A 19,361-nucleotide genomic window follows, 5' to 3' on the forward strand; every position below is an offset into this window, starting at 1 on the left:
AACAAGGAGTGGAACAGATGAGTACGTTTAAAGTAGTAGTAACCGATTATGAATTTGCAACACTTGCACCAGAGCAAGAAGTATTAAGCCAGGTGGAAGGAGTCGAGTTTGTCGCTGTTCAGTGCCGCACCGAAGACGAAGTCATTGCCGCAGCTAAGGATGCAGACGGACTGATCAATCAATATGCTCCGATTACTCGGAAAGTGATTGAAAGCTTACCCAATCTAAAAGTGGTATCTCGCTACGGAGTTGGAGTCAACACGATTGATATCGACGCAGCTACCGAGCATGGGGTGATGGTTGGAAACGTTACTGATTATTGTATGGATGAAGTATCTGACCATGCCTTTGCGCTAATTATGGCATGCGCTCGTAAAGTAGTGTTATTAAATGAAGCGGTAAAAGCGGGGAACTGGGACTTTAAAGTTAGTGTACCGATTTTTAGACTGCGCGGCCGTGTGCTAGGTCTAATCGGCCTTGGACGAATTCCACAATCACTCGCTCAAAAAGCGCAAGCCTTCGGAATGAAAGTAGTTGCTTATGATCCATTCGTACCAGCAGATGTAGCAGCTGGATTAAATGTGGAATTACTTGAGTTAAATGACTTATGTGCTCAAGCTGACTTTGTATCCGTTCACGCTCCGTTAATTGACGCAACAAAAGGCATGATCGGCGAAGAGCAATTCAAAGCAATGAAGAAAGAAGCCTTTATCGTCAATACAGCGCGCGGTCCTGTGATTGATGAAAAAGCACTGATTGCAGCGCTTCAACAAGGTGAAATTGCCGGCGCGGGTCTTGACGTTGTCGAAGAAGAGCCCATTCAAGCCGATAATCCGTTGCTAAAAATGGATAATGTGATCTTAAACCCACACGTTGCTTGGTACTCTGAAGAAGCACAACTAGAGCTAAAGCGCAAAACGGCGCAAAATGTGGCTGATGTTTTAAGTGGTTATTATCCAACGTATCTTTTTAACACGAAAGTAAAAGAAAAAGTCGAATTAAAACAAAAGGGATAAGGAGGATTAATATGTCTAACCAAGAACCAATGTTTAAAGGCGTTATACCACCCGTTTCAACCTTATTTACAAGCGAAGGAAAGCTTGACGAATCAGGAATGAAGAGATTAATTGACTTTTTGATTGATTCAGGTGTCGACGGGTTATTTTTCTTAGGTAGTGGTGGAGAATTCAGCCAAATGTCGGTCGAAGAAAGAAAACAAGTAGCGGCTTTTGCGACGAACTATGTGGATAAGCGAGTTCCTGTTCTGATTGGAACAGGTGGTGTTCATACGAGAGAAGTGATTGAGTTATCAGAGCATAGCAAGTCGATCGGGGCTGATGGTGTAGTGATCATCAATCCTTATTACTGGGGTCTTTCTGATGATAATTTATATGAGCATTATAGTGAAATTGCTCGAACAGTTGATCTTCCTATCTTGTTGTATAATTTCCCAGGGTTAACCGGCCAAGAACTCATCCCTGAGATGATCTTAAAATTAGTCGAAACTCATTCCAACATCGTTGGTATTAAAGACACAGTCGATACAGCCGGACATATTCGTGAAATTATTCTAAAAGTAAAATCAAAGCACCCTCATTTTGCTGTTTTTGCCGGATTTGATGACCACCTTTGGAACACGCTCTCCCTCGGTGGAGACGGGGTCATCTCAGCAAGCGGGAACTTTGCTCCTGAATTAACGATCGGAATTTATCAATCGTTTGTTAACAAAGACTATGGTAAAGCAATCGAACTGCACCAACGACTCGCATACTTACCATTGATGTACAAACTCGACTCGCCATTCGTCAACGTCATCAAAGAAGCGATGAAACTACGCGGACTCATCGATTCCACTTACGTCTTGCCACCAGCAAGACCGCTCAGCGAAAAGAAAATCGCAGAGCTCAAAACCTACTTGGCCAAAGCCGGAGTAGAGGAGGAAGTGCAGGTGGGGGTCTGACCCCCAGCACTGTACAGCGTTAAAGCGGTGGGGGTCAGACCCCTAAAAAAAGAGAGAGAACAAAGCCTTATTATCAGCTTGTTCTCTCTATTTTTATGGATTTTCTCGATAAATCTTATAATGCATACCAACGTTAGTGCAAGAAATCTACCTTCTGGTAACATGGCTTCCTACCAGCTATTCCGTTGTCGCTGCCACTTCAAAATAGATGCTTTCTTCAATCATCTCAATAAAGGCAGGTACGTATTTCGCATCGAATTGTTGACCGGCACATCTTCGTAGTTCTTCAATCGCTTGTTCAAATGTTTTGGTCGCTTGATACGGTCGCTCCGTCGTCATCGCATCAAATGAGTCAATAATACAGAGGATTCGAGCGAGTTTAGGAATTTCCTCTCCTTTTAACCCATGAGGATATCCTTTCCCATCATAGCGCTCATGATGTAACTCAACTAAAGGAAGTAAATGAGTAAGCCCCTTGTTCGTCGAGACTATTTCCTTGCCCCACGTCACATGCTTCTTCATCATTTCCCATTCGTGCGGCTCTAACTTCCCTTTTTTATTAATAATATCTCGTGGAATCTCAAGCTTGCCAATATCATGAATCAAAGCGCCCATTATCAGAACCTTAGACTCGTGCTCATTTAACTCTAACTTCTTCGCGAAATTAACCGCATATTTAAAAACTCGCTTACTATGCTTGTACGTATAAACATCCTTCGAAAGAAAAATACGAACTTGCTGTTCAAGCAATTCAATCTCTTTTTCTTCATCCAAGTTCTTCTGAACAACATCTTCCTCATCATAAAGGTGGACATTGTTCTTCCCTTGAGCCTTCGCATAATACATCGCCTGATCAGCCTGATCGAGCAGCTGAGACGTATTATAAACAGACCCTTCATGCGAGACAACCCCTCCGGAAAAAGAAAGACATCCTTGAGGAAGAATCTCCACCCCTTTAAAATACGTATCATTCATTGTCTTCCTAAGACCATTTAAAAACTCAAAAGCCTGCTGCCCTTTCGTATCCGGCATCAGAATCACAAACTCTTCCCCACCATAACGAGCATAGGTATAGTTGTAAGGGCTACACCCCTCTTGCAACAAGGAACCAAAAAACTTCAATAGCTCATCCCCTTGGAGATGGCCGTGAAAATCATTGTATTTCTTAAAATCATCTATATCAATTACCGCTAAACTAAACGGCTGACTATTTTTCATTTTTACAAAATCAATGAACACTTCTTTGAAGTACCCATGATTATACAAGCCTGTTAGATCATCCCTGTTTGCTTTTTTAGCAGCTTGTTCGTAGAGAGTGAAATGATGCTTGAAGGCTAGTGAAAGCATGAGAATGACGGTTGTGAAGAGGACAATTCCTATTACTGGTTGGTGGATTAGTAGGATACCAAGTATGAGTGATAGGACTAGGATGCTTAGATAAGTAAATATTGATTCAGCCACAAATCCTTTTATTATCTTGAAAAGGGGATCGGTACTGAGCAACCAAAAAAAGACACCAATCGTAAAAATATTTAAAAGCATGTAAGTAATCATAGTCAACAGATAAGAAAGTGTATCCCCAAAACTTATTAAACCAATTTCTCCTCCTGTAATAGTAAACATAAAATATGAAATTACAATCATTAGGGTGAAAGAAGAAAAATTAAATACATGCTTCCACCATGCAGTTTTAGATTGATAAAAAGCAACGATAATATTATTTAATAATAGAATAGTTAATGTAAGTTCTAGCCCAAAGATAAAAATGGAAGCAAGATAAATCGTAGAATCCATAGTCAGAGCGTTACCTTGAGGAGGGATCAAAATTGAAAAACGCCTAGACATAACATTTACACCAATCAAGCTAATAATTAAAACCCACTCAATAGATGAATATGAGAATGTTAGATTCCCTAAGAGTAAAAACAAACTACAACCTAAAAAAGAGATAAAGAAAACATAGAGGTTAGCTTGTTGATTAGATAGCCCATGATTATTCATAATTTCTCACTCTCTTAAAATAAATTAAAGGAGAAGTTTAACAAGCACTTCTCCTCTTACACTTACACTAAAATATAACCGGAAGTTAAGGAAACAACTAAAGATGCAATAATTGCTAGATTAATAAATAATTTTTTCTTACTCAAGGAATTCACCTCCTTTAACTAACGGCTTTAGAAATAGCTGGTTTTACTCGCTTATGTTTTAACATCAGATGTTGGATAAAAATAAAAACTCCAATATTCATAATGACATCGCCAATACTAATGACTTGACTCTTCGGATAAGGTGATGTGATGGGAATAATGTCACCAAGAAACCCTAACTTAGTTGCTTCTGTTAGCATTTCATGTTTTCCGTATATGCCATTTAGTAGAATGTCTGTATAATATGGATCTAGTGCGAAGGCAGCAGCTTCATAGGAAACAGGCATTCTCCCACCATTTAAAGCCATAACAATAAAATTTAAGAATACCCCAACAAACAATAAAACAAATCCCTTATTCTCACGGTTAACCCACAAGAAAAATAAACCTAATACATAGATGAGAATAAACAAAAAGCCACTAATTTGTTCAAGCCAAACTACCATTCCTTGCAATGAAAAAACAAGAATTTGTATTCCAAGTAAAATTGGGAATACCCATCCATATTTCAAGTTTAAATCAGCCAAGCCCCGTAATGTACCTCGTCTTAAAAATCCAACGATGAGTGATAGTAAAATTCCATCAAATACCATAATTCAACACCTGACTGTTCTTATTGTTGTGATTTTTTTGTAAATATAAGCCATAATAAGTCTAATAATGCCTTAATTTGTAATATTATTTTATATTTTAGCAATAATTGGTTGAGACATCAATCTAATTATAATAGAGTTTGCTAGTTCAAAAGTAGTGATTAATATAGTTGGACTTTTTATAATAGATTTTTGTCTAATTAAATATAAGAATAGAGGAAACTTTCTCGTGATGAGTTTCGTATAAAAGGTAGGTTGCTTTAATTAATATCAAGTCAAAAACCTACCAATACTTTTATTTTCTGATTTGTTCTAATTGATTCGTTGTGTATTTCTCCTTGTATGGAAAAATAAGTAAAAAATATCATTTTTATGATATAATTAATATTGAGATAATTTTCTTTTACATAAATTAGGGAGGACTAAGGGAATGATCTATTTTTTAGCGATCACACTTACTATTCTTTTTGTGGGTATGGCCATTTTTCAAGTGCTTCTCTCATGTGGTTTTCCTTACGGCGAAGTTGCTATGGGAGGTAATCATCGAATTTTACCAACATCTTTGCGTATTGTGAGTGCAGTTTCTGCTTGTGTTTTACTATTCATGGGGCTAGTTTTCCTCCTACACGTTAATATCTTAACCTTATTTCCATTTCTACCAACACACGGTCTTATCTGGGTTGTAACCATCTATTTAGCCTTAAATACAATTGCCAACATAGCTTCACAAAGTAAGAAAGAACGACTTATTATGACGCCGCTTTCAGGTGTTGCGTTTTTGTTGTGTTTTATGATTGCAATTGCTTGAAGTGTCAGCTCTTAAAATTTTGCTGCAGATGGGGGTGTCGATCTAGGAAGGATTGACGCTCTTTTTTGATCTAATAACAAGCTCAAAGAATGTTAGTAAAGGTGGGGTGTAATGATGCGGTTAAAAACTAAAATAATTATATGGCTTTGTAGCTTAATCACATTTCTAGCAGTAGGGTTTGTATTAGAGATTGCTACGATTGGAGCCGAGGAATATGCACTATTTGAATATAGTCAGACAGCAAAAGAGGAGGCTCAAGCTTTACGGACTCTAAATTCCTTTTATTTTCCTGTCGCATTAACAATTCATTTGTTGGGACTTGTGATGATTTTAGGGGGTCTGCCCCCCACCGCTTTTAAGCGTTAAAGCACTGGGGGTCAGACCCCCTAAAAAAAAGCACCCTATTTCATGAAAAATAAGCTAAAATAAAATCAACCATCGACTGCTTATCAAACAAGATCCTAATAAAAGGGGGCAACTTATGTCTAGAAAACACAGAGTGTGGTTTCCTGGTGCGATGTATCATATTACAGCTCGAGGAAATCGAAGAACGGCTTTATTTGAAAGAGAACTAGATTATCAGACGTACATAATGATTCTTGAAGATGTTAGAAAGCAGTATCCCTTTGAGTTACACTCCTATTGTCTAATGACCAATCACATTCATCTCCTACTTGAAACAACGAACGTCCACATTAGTGACATTATGAAAGCTTTCCATTCTAGGTATGCCATTTGGTTTAATAAGGAATATGACTACATAGGGCACTTATTTCAAGGCCGATATGGAGCCAAGTTAATTACCGATGCTCCCTATTTCTTAGAAGTAAGTCGTTATATTCACTTAAACCCCCTTGATGCCAACATGGTAGACAGGCCAGAGCAATATCGCTGGAGCAGCTATCGCACCTATTTATCTCACCACCACGACCAACACCATCAACCCATCTCCCCATGTAACAACCTCAAAAATCTTATCTTTTTTCCCTGAACCGAAAGATGTGTCTTATAAAAAGTACGTAGAAGATAGAATAGAGCGATCGTAAAAAAAAGTTCCAACCTTCTCTAGCCCCCGTTAATAAGTTTGTAAAACCCCATTCTAATCATAACGGTATGAATACACTTCCATTGACAAACAAATCCCTCTCTATCTATACTTTTACCAACTAAACTAACTCCTCTTTAGAAGTCTGAAAGCTGGCTTGATTAGCTATTTGAGCTTGTTCTTCTATACGAGGAGTTATTTTTGAGTGATAACATCATCAGCTTTAATAAAAGACCAATAACACTCACACTGTGATGCTTTAAAGTACTGGGGGTCAGACCCCTTAAAAGGGGTGTTTGTTTTGTATAATAGAAAACTGAGATACACCTATACCACAAACGAGGATTCGCTGCCTTTGTTTGTTGAGAGTGTTGGCTTTAATCCGCAGGAGCAGGACTTCTCGCGACCTGAGGGGTATCCTTATTATCATTGGCTTCAGACGGTTGAGGGCGAAGGGGTTTTTTCCTTTAATGGACAAGAGTACAGCTTGCCGAAGGGGAGAGGGGTTTTGCTGAAACCGTATACGCCGCATTCTTACTCAACAGCGGGGAGGAAGTGGTCGACGATTTATGTGACGTTTGGTGGGACTTCGATCGTTTCGATTTTGGATGCGCTTAAATTGAACTCATCGACTTTCTACACCGATTTAGAGAAGCTTTCGTTTGCTTCCATTATCGAAGAAATGTTAATTAAAATTGAAGCAGACACGGAATTTTCAAGGCTTGATTTATCTAGCTATTTATATAATCTGCTCATTAATTTGAGAAAATACGGGAAAGTCAATAACCAGCCGTCACTATCACATTTCTTCGATAAAGTCCGTCCGATTGTAGAGTGGTTGGAAACGGTTTATGCAGAAGATATCGGGTTAGAAGATATGGCCAAACAGTCAAACGTGAGCTCGCAGTACCTGAACCGCTTGTTTCAAGATGCCTTTAATGTCAGCCCTTATTCTTTTCTCATTCAACTTAGAATCCGAAAAGCAAAAGAAATGATCTTGCAAAATCCAGAGATTCCACTGAAAAATGTTGCTTTTTTCGTCGGGTTCAATGACGCAAGTAACTTTGTGGCGACTTTTAAAAAGAAAGAAGGCATTACACCTAAGAAATTTCGTGATCTAAACGTGAAGAAAAAGGATTAGGACTAAAAGTACATTGACCTCAAATATAATCTAAAAAGGGCGCGCAAATTGAAAAGATTTGCTCGTCCTTTTTTGTGTATTTCTAAAAAGATAAGGAATGCTAGTAATAGTAGATTAAGGAATAATTTCTCATCGTAAAAAATCAAAAAAAGGGGTCAACTTAAAAAAATCTCGATGATAAGGGAGGTTTCTTTTTTGCAAACGGTGGTGATAAATGTCTAAAAAAATAAGGGCTTTAGCCAATTATTTTGAATCGTTGGCTTAAAATTCAGGTCTCTTGATGACAAATTTCAGAACTGTTTCAACACTAAACTAAGTTTCATTTTTTTATATAACTAGAGAATATATTCATACAATAAGCCAATGGAATCGGTTACAATTATGTTGTATTCTTATACTAAACCAAGGGGGATTTACTTATGAAAAAGTTAGTAATGATGTTTTTGTTCATGTTTATTTTTTCAGCAGTATTGATTGGTTGCGGACCTCAAGATGATGCTGCGCCTGCAGAAGATCCGACAGATGATACAGTAGTGGACGATGCAGCTGGAGAAGATGCAAATGTCCCAGCTAAACCAGATACATTAGAAATTTGGGCAAATGATGATGAATATCAATTTGCTGCAGTTGAGCATTTAGTTCAACAATTCGTTGAGGAACACGGAATTGAAGTAGTCGTTACTCCTCGTTTAATGGCTGACCAAGATGAGGCATTTGCACTAGATGCACCAGGTGGAATTGGGCCAGACCTTATTTTCCAACCACATGATCGTTTAGGTAACTTAACGACTCAAAACTTAATCGCTCCATTAGAAGCGGATGAAGCAACTTTAGCTCAATACACTGAAGATGCAGTAGGTGCTTTCACAATGGATGGTGAAGTATACGGCGCGCCTTTAGTAATGGAAAACACAGCTTTATACTATAACAAAAATTTAGTACCTGAATTACCAGAAACGATGGAAGAACTTTATGAAATGGCTGAAGGGCTAACAAACGCTGGAAACGATGAGTACGGTTTCCTTTTTGAAGCATTAAACTTCTACCATGTATTTCCGTGGATTGGTGGATACGGTGGTTATGTATTCGGTCAAGATGCTGACGGTAACTATGATCCTGAAGATATTGGTTTAAACAATGAAGGTTCTGTTCAAGCTTACGCTGAAGTTCAATCGTTATTCGATAGAGGAATTATTCCGCGTAGTGTGAACGAAGATGTATTAAATGGTTTATTCACAAGTGGAAAAGTTGGAATGGTTGTGTCAGGTCCTTGGGCTTTGGCAAACTTCTCTGACGCACTAGGTGATGACCTTGGTGTTGCACCTCTTCCTGTACTTGAAAACGGCGAGCGTCCGACTCCATTTGCAGGTGTGAAAGGTTGGTTAGTTTCAAATTACACAGATCACAAGTACTGGGCTTCTCAATTAGCTCTTCACTTAACATCTGCTGAATCTCAAGCTTACTACTATGCTGAAACAGGTGAAATTCCAGCTCGTCCTGATGCTGAAATTGACAACCCTTTTGCTGAAGGTTTCTTAGAGCAATCTCAAACAGCGATTCCAATGCCTAACATTCCTGAAATGGGACAAGTTTGGGGTCCAATGGAAGATTCCCTACAATTTAACGCTGCTGGTGATGATCCACAAGAAATTCTTGATGAAGCTGTCGAGGAAATCGAAGAATATATTCAAATGATGCAGTAAAGTACAAGGATAGGGAGGCGATTCGCCTTCCTATCGTTATTCTAAGTGTGTAGGAGGTTAATGGTTGTGAAACAGGAAGAAAAAGAAACCCATAAATTCTCCAGTCATAATCCAAAACTAGCGCTTGTTTTGTCGATCATTCCTGGACTTGGCCAATTTTATAATCGTCGCTTTATGAAAGGATCGATCTTTCTCGTTTTAGCTGCTTCGTTTCTCATTGCATTTGTTGATTTTTTAAACATCGGATTGTGGGGCATCTTTACCCTTGGAACCCAAGTGGGAAGAGATCATTCCCTTGAATTAATTATCCAAGGGCTTGTTTCCATCATTCTACTTTTATTCGGATTAGTTTTCTACTATATCAATTTGCGTGATGCATATAAGGATGCGGCGAAACTAAGAGAAGGATTTAGCATCCCGTCTTTAAGGGAATCATTTCATAACACGTACGACAAGACATTTCCTTACTTTTTAGTAGGACCAGGTTTATTTCTAGTCATTTTTTCCATTATTTTACCGTTAGGATTTATGCTTTCACTCGCATTTGTAAACTATCATTTGCGTAACTCACCACCGGCTAATTTACTGGACTGGGTTGGCTTTGACAACTTTGTTTCACTAGCAACGACGCCAATGTGGCAAAACACCTTTATCAGTGTATTTAGCTGGACGGTTGTTTGGACATTAGTGGCAACGACTCTGCAAATTGCACTTGGTTTATTCCTTGCGATTTTAGTCAATGACAAGCGAATTAAGTATAAAAAAGCAATTCGCACGATGCTGATTTTGCCGTGGGCCGTTCCTGGCTTTGTATCGATTTTGATTTTTGCGGCGATGTTTAATGATGGCTTTGGTGCGATTAACAGACAAATCATGGAGCCGCTGTTTAGCATGAGTATTCCTTGGTTAACAGATGTGTTCTGGACAAGGGTTGCGATTATTTCAATTCAAGTATGGCTTGGATTCCCGTTTGTGTTTGCTTTATTCACAGGTGTCCTTCAAAGTATATCCGACGACTGGTATGAAGCAGCAACGGTGGATGGAGCCAATCGTTGGCAAAAATTCAAAGCGATTACGTTCCCACACGTTATGTTTGCAACGGCACCACTTATGATCATGCAGTACACTCACAATTTTAATAACTTTAATATTATTTACTTATTTAACGAAGGTGGCCCAGCGATTAGGGGGCAAAATGCCGGTGGAACCGACATCTTGATTTCCTGGGTATACAGCTTAACCTTCCAGCAGCAAAACTACAGCATTGCTGCCGCCATTTCGATGATTATCGGTTTAATTATCGCAATCTTTGCCTTTTTCCAATTCCGCAGAACCCGTACATTTAAAGAGGAGGGGAAAATCTATTGAAGCTGAAAATGAAAACCCAGAGCAGATTAGAAGTACTTGGGATCTATCTCATATTTGCGATTATGTTTGTCGTGATAGCCTACCCTCTTCTATGGGCGGTCGGCATGTCGTTAAATCCTGGTCGCAGCATGTTCTCTGCGAGCATGATTCCTGATAATTGGAGCTTAGAGCATTACAAGTGGCTGTTTTTTGATGACCCTCGTGGCCGCTATGTGCAGTGGTACAAAAATAGCTTAATTGTGGCAGGTTTTACATCGCTGTTTTCCGTAATTGTCGCGATGCTAACCGCATATGCGTTTTCGCGCTATAACTTTGTTGGGAAAAAGAACGGAATTTTTCTATTGCTTGTACTGCAAATGTTCCCGATTTTAATGGCGATGGTTGCTCTTTACTTGCTGTTAAGCTTAGTTGGTCTTTTAAACACGTTAACAGGTTTGATCATCATTTACGTCGGAGCAAGTGTGCCGATGATGACGTTCTTAGTAAAAGGCTACTTTGACACGATTCCGAGAGAGCTGGATGAAGCAGCGAAGATTGACGGTGCAGGGCACATGCGCATCTTCTTCCAAGTCATCCTGCCATTAACGAAACCAATTCTAGCCGTAGTTGCGTTGTTCCAATTCATGACACCATTTATGGACTTCTTGCTACCACGAATTGTGCTACGAAATGAAGATAAGTTCACTTTAGCTTTAGGACTGTTTAACTTTGTAAGTAACGAATTTGACAACAACTTTACCCGCTTCGCCGCAGGAGCCATCCTAGTAGCAATCCCAATTGCACTAGTGTTTCTGTTCCTACAACGTTACCTCATTGCTGGGCTAACCGCAGGCGGAACGAAAGGATGATGAGTGCTGGGTGCCTCTTTTGGGGGGCCTGACCCCCAGTGCACTAACGCATTAACGCGTTGGGGGTCAGACCCCTCTATTATCCTCAATACATTAACGCATTAACGCAGTGGGGGTCAGACCCCCAGAAAGGTGATTTGATGAGTAAAAAATATCCTCCTATTAGCAGCAAGGTTCCGAAAATGCTACATGGGGCTGATTATAATCCGGAGCAGTGGCTTGATTATCCGGGCGTGTTTGAAGAAGACATTCGCTTAATGAAGCTGTCTGATAGCAACGTCATATCTGTCGGAATCTTCTCGTGGGTGTCGCTTGAGCCGGAAGAAGGCAAGTTCCAGTTTGAATGGCTTGATCATGTTCTAGACACTTTTGCTGAAAATGGCATTTACGCTTTTCTTGCCACGCCAAGTGGCGCACGACCTGCTTGGATGTCGCAGAAGTATCCTGAGGTGCTTCGTACAAATGAAAACCGTGTTCAAAATTTGCACGGTGAGCGCCACAACCACTGTTACTCGTCTCCTATTTACAGAGAGAAAGTAACGATCATTAATACGAAACTAGCGGAGCGTTACGGTAACCATCCTGCGGTGATCGGCTGGCATATTTCGAACGAATTAAACGGCGGACACTGTCATTGTGATTTTTGCCAAGACAATTTCAGAGAGTGGTTAAAAAAACGTTATGGAACGTTAAAGAAATTAAACCATGCTTGGTGGACGACATTTTGGAGTCATACACTGACAGATTGGTCTCAAGTTGAATCACCATCCCGCGTGGTGAAAAATCAGTGCATGGCATGAATCTAGATTGGAAACGATTCATCACGGATCTCACGATTGATTTTGTCAGACACGAGGTGGATCCTCTTCGTCAAGTGAATCCAGAACTTCCAATCACAACGAATTTTATGGAGACATTCGAAGGCTTAAACTACTTTAAATTTGCTGATGAGCTTGATGTTGTTTCCTGGGACGCTACCCAACTTGGCATGACGCAGACGACTCAACCGAGCAAGCTGTTCTGTTCGCGTTCAACCATGACATTATGCGTTCGATCAAAGGTGGTAAGCCGTTCATGCTGATGGAAAGCACACCAAGTTTAACGAACTGGCAAGATGTGAGCAAGCTGAAGAAGCCAGGAATGCATGTCCTGTCATCTTTACAAGCGGTGGCGCACGGTTCAGATACGGTTCAATATTTTCAATGGAGAAAAAGTCGAGGCTCAAGTGAAAAGTTCCACGGAGCAGTCGTCGATCATGTCGGTCATGAGCATACAAGAGTGTTCCGTGATGTCCAAGATGTCGGAAAAGCACTTGTTGATCTTGAGGAAGTGGTCGGAACAAGTGTCGAGCCAGAAGTAGCAATCATTTTTGACTGGGAAAATCGTTGGGCTGTTAAAGATGCGCAAGGACCTCGCAACATGGGCATCCATTATGAAAAAACGGTCATCAGTTTCTATCGTCCTTTCTGGGAAAACGGTGTTCCTGTTGACATTATCGACATGGATTTTGACATTTCAAAATATAAAGTAGTCGTAGCTCCGATGTTATACATGGTCAGACCAGGTGTCGGAGAGAAAATTGAGAAGTTCGTAGAAGCAGGCGGAATTTTCATCACAACCTATTGGTCTGGAATTGTAAACGAAAGTGACCTCACGTTCCTAGGTGGTTTTCCAGGTCCATTACGGAAAACACTTGGCATCTGGTCAGAGGAATTAGACGGATTGCATGACGGCCAAACCAATACAGTGGTCGGTTTGGAAAAAAACTATGTCGCTCATGAGCTTTGTGACTTAATTCATACAGAAGGTGCCGAGGTACTAGCGACATACGGTGAAGATTTTTATGCAGGTCGTCCGGCTCTCACTGTGAACAAGCTTGGAAAAGGAAAAGCCTATTACGTGGCATCGCGCAACGTTGAACCATTTAATCTTGACCTCATCTCGAAGATCATTAAAGAAGAAAACATAACGCCAGCGGTTCAAACCGAGCTACCAGCTGGTGTTACAGCGCAGCTTCGTACAGACGGTGACAATGATTTTATCTTCTTAATGAATTTCAGTGCAACGGAACAAACGGTTGAGCTAGATGGTGATGAGTATACAAACATGATTGAGAAAACAACCGTATCAGAACATGTAACACTACCTCTTAACGGAATAGCTGTTCTCAAACGAGCAAGTAAGTAAAAAAGAAAATGGTAGCCCGCTTCCCGCCTAATAAGGAGGGAAGCGTGGCTTCTCATATAAAAAAACAGAAAGTAGGAGGGAAAAACAATGTCTAAAAGATTAAAATCAAGGATTTCAATGTTGTTAGCCGTTATTTTAGTTTTTAGTATGCTTCCTTTTTCAAGTTTTGGTAGCGTTTTCGCGCAAGCTTCACTTATTGCTAATCACAGTTTTGAACAAGATTTAGATTCATGGCAAACGAATGGGAGTGAGGCTATCTCAACTCCAGAAAGTTCCTGGTTACCAGAAAACGGGGGCAAAAAACTATTAAACTACTGGGCTAATCAAGCGTATAAAGCAGATACTTTTCAAACGGTTACAGGGGTAGAAAATGGATCGTATCTGTTAAAAGTATGGGTTGCGAACACTGGTAGTTTTAATGATTCTCATATTTACGCAAAGCAAGTGGAGGGTGCAGAAGTGAAAAAAACCATCCCAGCAACATCTGGCAACTGGACGCAAATGGAGTTACCTGTTGAAGTGGTAGATGAACAAGTAACAGTCGGAATTTATACAGATGCGAATGCAGATGCTTGGCTAGGAGCAGATCTGGTTACTTTAGTAAAAACAGGTGGTGAGTCAACGCCAGAGAGCGAAGATTTCATCTATGGTGTGGATGTTTCTACATTAAGTAAAGTAGAAGACTTTGGCGGTACATTTTATGATCAAGGTGTTGAAAAAGGCGCTCTTGATATTTTGACAAGCTACGGATCGAACTATGCACGCTTAAAACTATGGGAAGACGCGGTTGATGTCTATTCAAACGGAATTGCCTACAATGATTTGGACGACACGATCAGAAAAGCGAAGCAAATTAAAGACGCTGACATGAAGTTTCTATTAAACTTTCATTACTCTGGCTTCTGGGCAGATCCAGGCAGACAAGATAAACCAGAATCATGGAAGGGCATGACTTTTGAAGAGTTAACTCAAGCGGTATATGACCATACGAAAGAGTCGATTGAAGCGTTAGTAGCGGCTGGAGCTGCCCCGGATATGGTTCAAATCGGAAATGAAATTCGCCCTGGGATGTTGTTTCCTGATGGAAGAATCAGCAGTGAAAACGGTGGCTATGGCAATTTAGCTATCTTATTAAATTCAGGGATTCAAGCAGTTCGAGATACGCTTGGCCAAGACGTTGATATTATGCTTCACCTTGATCAAGGCGGAAAGAATGGAATTTTTAGAACGTGGTTTGATGGGATTATCGCTGCAGGAGTGACGGATTTTCAAATTATCGGAGCATCATATTATCCGTATTGGCACGGAACGTTAGCCGAGCTTCAGCACAACTTAAATGATGTCAGTCAGCGTTACAACCGTGATGTGGTTGTCGTTGAAACAGCATATGCCTTCACATTAGACGATCATGATGGACATGCCAATATTTTTAACCGAACTCATGAAGGGATTTCTGGTTACCCGGCAACGGTAGAAGGACAAGCTAAGTTTCTGTACGATGTAATGGAAGTGGTCCGAAATGTTCCAAACAACCGTGGACTTGGGATTTTCTACTGGGAGCCAGCTTGGTTAGGGGTTGAAGGAGCAGGTTGGACAGCAGGAGAAGGAAACGCCTGGGAAAACCAAGCGATGTTTGATTTCGAAGGAAATGCATTACAATCATTAAACGTGTTCACAAAAGGCTATGTACCACCAGAGCCAACGCCTCGTGATGAAGCAGGAGAAGATGAAACATTAAGAGGATTAACATTGCTTTCATTGAATAAGCCGGCTACAGCATCAAGCAGTGCAGGCTTAGGTGGCGGAATTCCGAATGCACCTGAAAACGCAGTCGACAACAATGATCTAACATCATGGGGAACAGACCAAGGCACAGGTTCATGGTGGCAAGTAGACTTAGAAGAAGTGGTAGCGATTGACCGAATTCTAATGGAATTCTGGGACGGTGTCAGAGAAATTACTATTGAGCTTTCAGATGAAGGTGAAACGTACACAATGCTCGCAACACACACCGTAACTTCAGGTCAAATGAACCTTGAGTTACCAGAGGATACAAAAGCAAGATATGTGCGTGTGACGATTACAGAGGCAACAAGTGCCTGGGTTGGCTTTATGTACTTCAAAGCATATGGCAATGATAACCTTGTGCAAAATCATAGTTTTGAACAAGATTTAGAACATTGGGAAACCAATGGACATGCAGCGATCCGCGTTGAAGAGGACTCTTGGTTACCTGAAAATGGCGGAACGAAGCGCTTGAACTACTGGGCAGAAGGTGCTTATATAGCCGACACATTCCAGACGTTAACAGGATTAAGAGACGGCTCATATACGTTAAAGGCATGGGTCGCTAATACAGGTAACTTCAATGAAAGCGAAACTTACATGTACGCGAAGCTTTCAGATGGAGAGACAGTGAAAACAGGAATCCCAATGACAGGTGGCGGCTGGTCGCAAATTGAGTTATTGGTTGAGGTAACAGGCGGCGAATTGAAAGTTGGGTTCCACGCAGATGCCCAAGGAGGCGCATGGCTCGGGACGGATCTTGTTACGTTGGTGAGAGTTGGCGGTGGAGAGGAGAATGGTGAAACGCCAGGAACGCCGGAACCGTTGGAACCATCGGAACCGGAAGCACCGTTGAAAGATAAGAAGGAGAAAGAAGATAAAGAACAGAAGAAGGCTGAGAAAGAAGAGAGAAAGGCTGATAAAAAAGCTGAGAAAGAAGAGAGAAAATCACATAAAGGGTGCCTGACCCCCACTGCGTTAATGCGTTAACGTGCTGGGGGTCAGACCCCTTATAGTGTTTTTGGGTGTTGTGGACTCAGATGCTCTTATCTTATAAAAACTAACTGCATTTTTGTTGGGAGCGGACACCAGGTTCTCTATTTGGATGAATCTACAGCAAAATACACTCAGTTTATGCTGATAAGGGCTCCTGAGTCCTCTCAACCTCAAAAATAGGAAATTTTTAACCGTATAAGGTCTTATGTGTCCGCTAAAACCCCTTTCCCTCCCCCGCAACAAATAAAGCCATTACAAAAACTACTCTATCAACAACTGACTTTTCACATCCCTACCAGAAATAGCTAAAAGCCCAAGATTATTATCAGTTTCAATAAGAGAGTTACCACTTACGGCCTGATATCTCAATTGATCTTTCCATACATACACTTGGGTAACTCCTTCAAACTCCTCTTTGTCATCAAAGGTTTTCACCTCATACGACTCATCGCAATAACGATAAATCTTTCGCTGTTCGTGATTCTGACTACTTGCGTCAATCACATTTTTTAATAAAATCCCCCAAATACTTGTAAAGCTCTTATTCTTTAATGGACTACTAGTGAATTGTTTCATAGAGATTTTTTGTCCGTCTGGAAACGAAACATCAGAAGAGACGGATGAGGCATAATGAGCATCTCCTGAAAGAATAATACAAGGGTCAGGATCCCAATAAGCTACCTGTTGAAGAAAATGAGTAAAGCCTTGGTTATTAAACTTCCAAGCCTCAAGGTCAAACCTTGTATCAACAGCTAAGCCTATCGCCTTTAGTGGCAACACATAGTTTTTCAGAAAAGATTCGACCAGACCTAGGCCGTAAAAAGGCACAGCTGATACGATCATTAACGGAGTTTCTTGCTTCCAACCGCTTTGAAAAAGTTGTTTGCTGAGATCATCCCACTGCGAACTGTCTACGAGTTGAGGGGTGATAGGAGTGTTTTCTAACAGATTTGCCAATTTCCTTGATCTTATTTTGTCATGCAATTTTCTTTGCGTGCGTGTGTCGAGAAAAACAGCTCTGGGCATGGTGGGCGCGATAAAGTGCCATTTCTGAAAATTCCACATCACCTCAGTCCAGTCGTTATGATCCTTCATCATTGATCCGTTCATCAAAGAGTGACAATAGGCTTGAAGTGTGGAGATAAAATCACCTTCAAACTGCTTTGGCTGATTTCCCCATCCTTGAAAAGCCCAGTAAGCGGTTAAACCATTGGCTACCACATGTTTCCCTAAGGGAGCGTTTTTTACGTTCGATTGCCACGCGGAAGACAGGTTCCAATCGTCTGTGATTTCATGATCATCGAACATCATATAAGTAGGAGTGTTGGCTAAAACCCTTCGAACTTTAGGTAATTGTTTTATAAATGTGAAGAGAGAATGGAGCTGCTTATTAAAGCGTTTCTTCATCTTTTTTTCTGTTAGCTTTGGTAGAGCTCCCTCGTCTAGAAAAATATGCTTGTTTTCTAGAGCTTCATCAAATGATTCAAAGAGTTTGAGGTCACGAGCCACGTCCCAAAGTTCAGGGCTCCAAGATAAAAGATACATAGCTACGAATTCGCCTAACTGAATTAGGTGATTGTCGGCATGGGAAGAGGTGAACTGACATAAGTCCTTCGCGATTGCTTGTCTGCCCTTGATTTGGTTCAAAGCAGATTGATAGGGCTTGTGTTGAACCCGTTCATCGACTTCTCTTAAACTTTCTTTTCTACCGATTAATTGTTCACCTATCGCTGAAATCACTCGGATCACCGGATCAGCTACGTCATCTGCATAAATTTGGTCTCCCATTAAAAACAAAGACTGTGGCCGTTTCTTTAAATTGGTCGAATGTTCAGCTGTCCAATCATCAGCACGGGCAAGTCTGTCTTCACCTTCACCATGAAGCTTACGACAAGATCCATATAGAATGTGAGTATGATCGACGAAGTCATTAATGTAAAAACTTGGGTATTTCAAGTCACCGTAAACGATAGAGTGAGGGTTTTGTTGATTTAATAAATCCAGATCGCCCAAGTCAAAAGCGCTTCGGTCATTTGTAAATTGGAGATTATATCCGAGTAGTTGATTGATAGGAAATGAATGAGTTAGTGGGGATGCTGTAATCATATGAATAAACAGATTCTCTCCCATCTGAACGGTGTTTGTTTCACTTTCTGTCGTGAGTAACTGGTACTCTGTTTGGTTTTCCTTCTCGCTATTTATGATGTGGTAAATCCTTTCTTTAATAGAAAAGTTCTTACTCGTCGCAACCCAAATAGAAACAGAGGTCGGTTCAACTCTACGAATAATGGGTCCAGCTAGAATAGGTGGAAACTGAAATGAGTTCATGATTACACCTCATTATGGAGTCTTGAATTGAAAGGCAATTTAAACGAAGGGTGCCCATTGTCGGACACCCTTCTATAGATTAATTAGCAAACGAACGCAGAACCTACAATGACAAGTAGGATAAACAATACAACGATTAACGCAAAACTGTTATGCATGAAAATTCCCCCCCTTTTTTGAGGTGCCTGACCCCCACCACGTTTAAGCGTTAAAGCACTGGGGGTCAGACCCCGCTTTAAATGTTTATCTCAATTAAAACGTAAATGCAGAACCTACAATAACTAGTAGGATAAATAAAACAACAATTAACGCAAAGCTATTTCCAGTAACGTGACTCATGAAGACGTCCTCCTTTTAAGGGATTCACCATATACCTATGTGATTATGAGAATTGTGGGTGGGCGGATGTCTTGTTATTTGTGAAAATGGGCAGGTGCCTTAGGGGGGTCTGA

General features: G+C 40.6%; 15 protein-coding genes and 1 pseudogene. 11 read left to right on the forward strand and 5 right to left on the reverse strand.

The features are described 5' to 3' along the window. The first annotated feature begins 17 nt into the window (after positions 1-17). The gene (locus JCM9157_RS03530) at positions 18-1,016 is read left to right on the forward strand and encodes a C-terminal binding protein (RefSeq protein ID WP_035662183.1); all 999 of its coding nucleotides are present in this window, start codon (positions 18-20) and stop codon (positions 1,014-1,016) included. A gap of 11 nt (positions 1,017-1,027) precedes the next feature. Beyond that, entirely contained in the window at positions 1,028-1,960 is a 933-nt protein-coding gene (locus JCM9157_RS03535) for a dihydrodipicolinate synthase family protein (protein ID WP_035662184.1), read from the forward strand. Between the two features lie 177 nt (positions 1,961-2,137). Here the strand turns inward: JCM9157_RS03535 and JCM9157_RS03540 are convergent, their stop codons facing one another. Further along, complete coding sequence (locus JCM9157_RS03540; protein ID WP_035662186.1) at positions 2,138-3,961, reverse strand: bifunctional diguanylate cyclase/phosphohydrolase; 1,824 nt, start codon at positions 3,959-3,961, stop codon at positions 2,138-2,140. 160 nt (positions 3,962-4,121) lie between these two features. Beyond that, positions 4,122-4,700 (reverse strand): DUF5317 domain-containing protein, encoded by a 579-nt coding sequence (locus JCM9157_RS03545; protein WP_035662188.1) that lies wholly within the window; start codon positions 4,698-4,700, stop codon positions 4,122-4,124. A gap of 430 nt (positions 4,701-5,130) precedes the next feature. Between JCM9157_RS03545 and JCM9157_RS03550 the strand changes: the two genes are divergently transcribed. The 9 genes and pseudogenes from JCM9157_RS03550 to JCM9157_RS24555 all read left to right on the forward strand — a co-directional run bounded on the left by JCM9157_RS03550 (position 5,131) and on the right by JCM9157_RS24555 (position 16,575). Next, positions 5,131-5,508 (forward strand): hypothetical protein, encoded by a 378-nt coding sequence (locus JCM9157_RS03550; RefSeq protein WP_035662190.1) that lies wholly within the window; start codon positions 5,131-5,133, stop codon positions 5,506-5,508. A gap of 111 nt (positions 5,509-5,619) precedes the next feature. After that, positions 5,620-5,874, forward strand: coding sequence for a hypothetical protein (locus JCM9157_RS03555; RefSeq protein WP_148296795.1), 255 nt, complete (start codon positions 5,620-5,622; stop codon positions 5,872-5,874). A 115-nt stretch (positions 5,875-5,989) separates the two neighbouring features. Further along, positions 5,990-6,499 (forward strand): transposase, encoded by a 510-nt coding sequence (locus tag JCM9157_RS03560; RefSeq protein ID WP_235714785.1) that lies wholly within the window; start codon positions 5,990-5,992, stop codon positions 6,497-6,499. A gap of 409 nt (positions 6,500-6,908) precedes the next feature. After that, positions 6,909-7,694, forward strand: a complete 786-nt coding sequence (locus JCM9157_RS03565) for an AraC family transcriptional regulator (RefSeq protein WP_235714786.1) — start codon at positions 6,909-6,911, stop codon at positions 7,692-7,694. 419 nt (positions 7,695-8,113) lie between these two features. After that, positions 8,114-9,397: a sugar ABC transporter substrate-binding protein gene (locus tag JCM9157_RS03570; RefSeq protein WP_035662194.1), complete on the forward strand. Its 1,284-nt coding sequence runs from the start codon at positions 8,114-8,116 to the stop codon at positions 9,395-9,397. Between the two features lie 60 nt (positions 9,398-9,457). Continuing rightward, positions 9,458-10,765 (forward strand): sugar ABC transporter permease, encoded by a 1,308-nt coding sequence (locus JCM9157_RS03575; protein ID WP_035662195.1) that lies wholly within the window; start codon positions 9,458-9,460, stop codon positions 10,763-10,765. A 2-nt stretch (positions 10,766-10,767) separates the two neighbouring features. Further along, positions 10,768-11,613, forward strand: coding sequence for a sugar ABC transporter permease (locus JCM9157_RS03580; protein ID WP_148296800.1), 846 nt, complete (start codon positions 10,768-10,770; stop codon positions 11,611-11,613). Between the two features lie 140 nt (positions 11,614-11,753). Beyond that, positions 11,754-13,800 (forward strand): annotated as a pseudogene (locus JCM9157_RS03585) (beta-galactosidase). Between the two features lie 87 nt (positions 13,801-13,887). Next, the gene (locus JCM9157_RS24555) at positions 13,888-16,575 is read left to right on the forward strand and encodes a glycosyl hydrolase 53 family protein (protein WP_060475449.1); all 2,688 of its coding nucleotides are present in this window, start codon (positions 13,888-13,890) and stop codon (positions 16,573-16,575) included. A gap of 267 nt (positions 16,576-16,842) precedes the next feature. On the opposite strand, the gene JCM9157_RS03595 is transcribed toward JCM9157_RS24555, so the two are convergent. From JCM9157_RS03595 to JCM9157_RS23825, 3 genes are all read right to left on the reverse strand, one after another. Then, positions 16,843-18,909, reverse strand: a complete 2,067-nt coding sequence (locus tag JCM9157_RS03595; protein WP_052012923.1) for a metallophosphoesterase family protein — start codon at positions 18,907-18,909, stop codon at positions 16,843-16,845. Positions 18,910-18,992: 83 nt separating this feature from the next. Next, positions 18,993-19,067, reverse strand: a complete 75-nt coding sequence (locus tag JCM9157_RS23820) for a YjcZ family sporulation protein (protein ID WP_081734029.1) — start codon at positions 19,065-19,067, stop codon at positions 18,993-18,995. A 94-nt stretch (positions 19,068-19,161) separates the two neighbouring features. Next, entirely contained in the window at positions 19,162-19,248 is an 87-nt protein-coding gene (locus JCM9157_RS23825; RefSeq protein ID WP_081734023.1) for a YjcZ family sporulation protein, read from the reverse strand. Positions 19,249-19,361 lie beyond the last annotated feature (113 nt).

The organism is Halalkalibacter akibai JCM 9157, from assembly GCF_000513135.1.
Taxonomy (GTDB): domain Bacteria; phylum Bacillota; class Bacilli; order Bacillales; family Bacillaceae_D; genus Halalkalibacter; species Halalkalibacter akibai.

What these genes read in the sequence shown, in the direction of transcription:
- JCM9157_RS03530 (WP_035662183.1), top strand. Translation starts at nt 18, where the DNA reads ATGAGTACGTTTAAAGTAGTAGTAACCGATTATGAATTTGCAACACTT.
- JCM9157_RS03595 (WP_052012923.1), bottom strand. Translation starts at nt 18,909, where the DNA reads ATGAACTCATTTCAGTTTCCACCTATTCTAGCTGGACCCATTATTCGT.
- JCM9157_RS03570 (WP_035662194.1), top strand. Translation starts at nt 8,114, where the DNA reads ATGAAAAAGTTAGTAATGATGTTTTTGTTCATGTTTATTTTTTCAGCA.
- JCM9157_RS23825 (WP_081734023.1), bottom strand. Translation starts at nt 19,248, where the DNA reads ATGAGTCACGTTACTGGAAATAGCTTTGCGTTAATTGTTGTTTTATTT.
- JCM9157_RS03540 (WP_035662186.1), bottom strand. Translation starts at nt 3,961, where the DNA reads ATGAATAATCATGGGCTATCTAATCAACAAGCTAACCTCTATGTTTTC.
- JCM9157_RS03550 (WP_035662190.1), top strand. Translation starts at nt 5,131, where the DNA reads ATGATCTATTTTTTAGCGATCACACTTACTATTCTTTTTGTGGGTATG.
- JCM9157_RS03560 (WP_235714785.1), top strand. Translation starts at nt 5,990, where the DNA reads ATGTCTAGAAAACACAGAGTGTGGTTTCCTGGTGCGATGTATCATATT.
- JCM9157_RS03555 (WP_148296795.1), top strand. Translation starts at nt 5,620, where the DNA reads ATGATGCGGTTAAAAACTAAAATAATTATATGGCTTTGTAGCTTAATC.
- JCM9157_RS24555 (WP_060475449.1), top strand. Translation starts at nt 13,888, where the DNA reads ATGTCTAAAAGATTAAAATCAAGGATTTCAATGTTGTTAGCCGTTATT.
- JCM9157_RS03575 (WP_035662195.1), top strand. Translation starts at nt 9,458, where the DNA reads ATGGTTGTGAAACAGGAAGAAAAAGAAACCCATAAATTCTCCAGTCAT.
- JCM9157_RS03545 (WP_035662188.1), bottom strand. Translation starts at nt 4,700, where the DNA reads ATGGTATTTGATGGAATTTTACTATCACTCATCGTTGGATTTTTAAGA.
- JCM9157_RS03535 (WP_035662184.1), top strand. Translation starts at nt 1,028, where the DNA reads ATGTCTAACCAAGAACCAATGTTTAAAGGCGTTATACCACCCGTTTCA.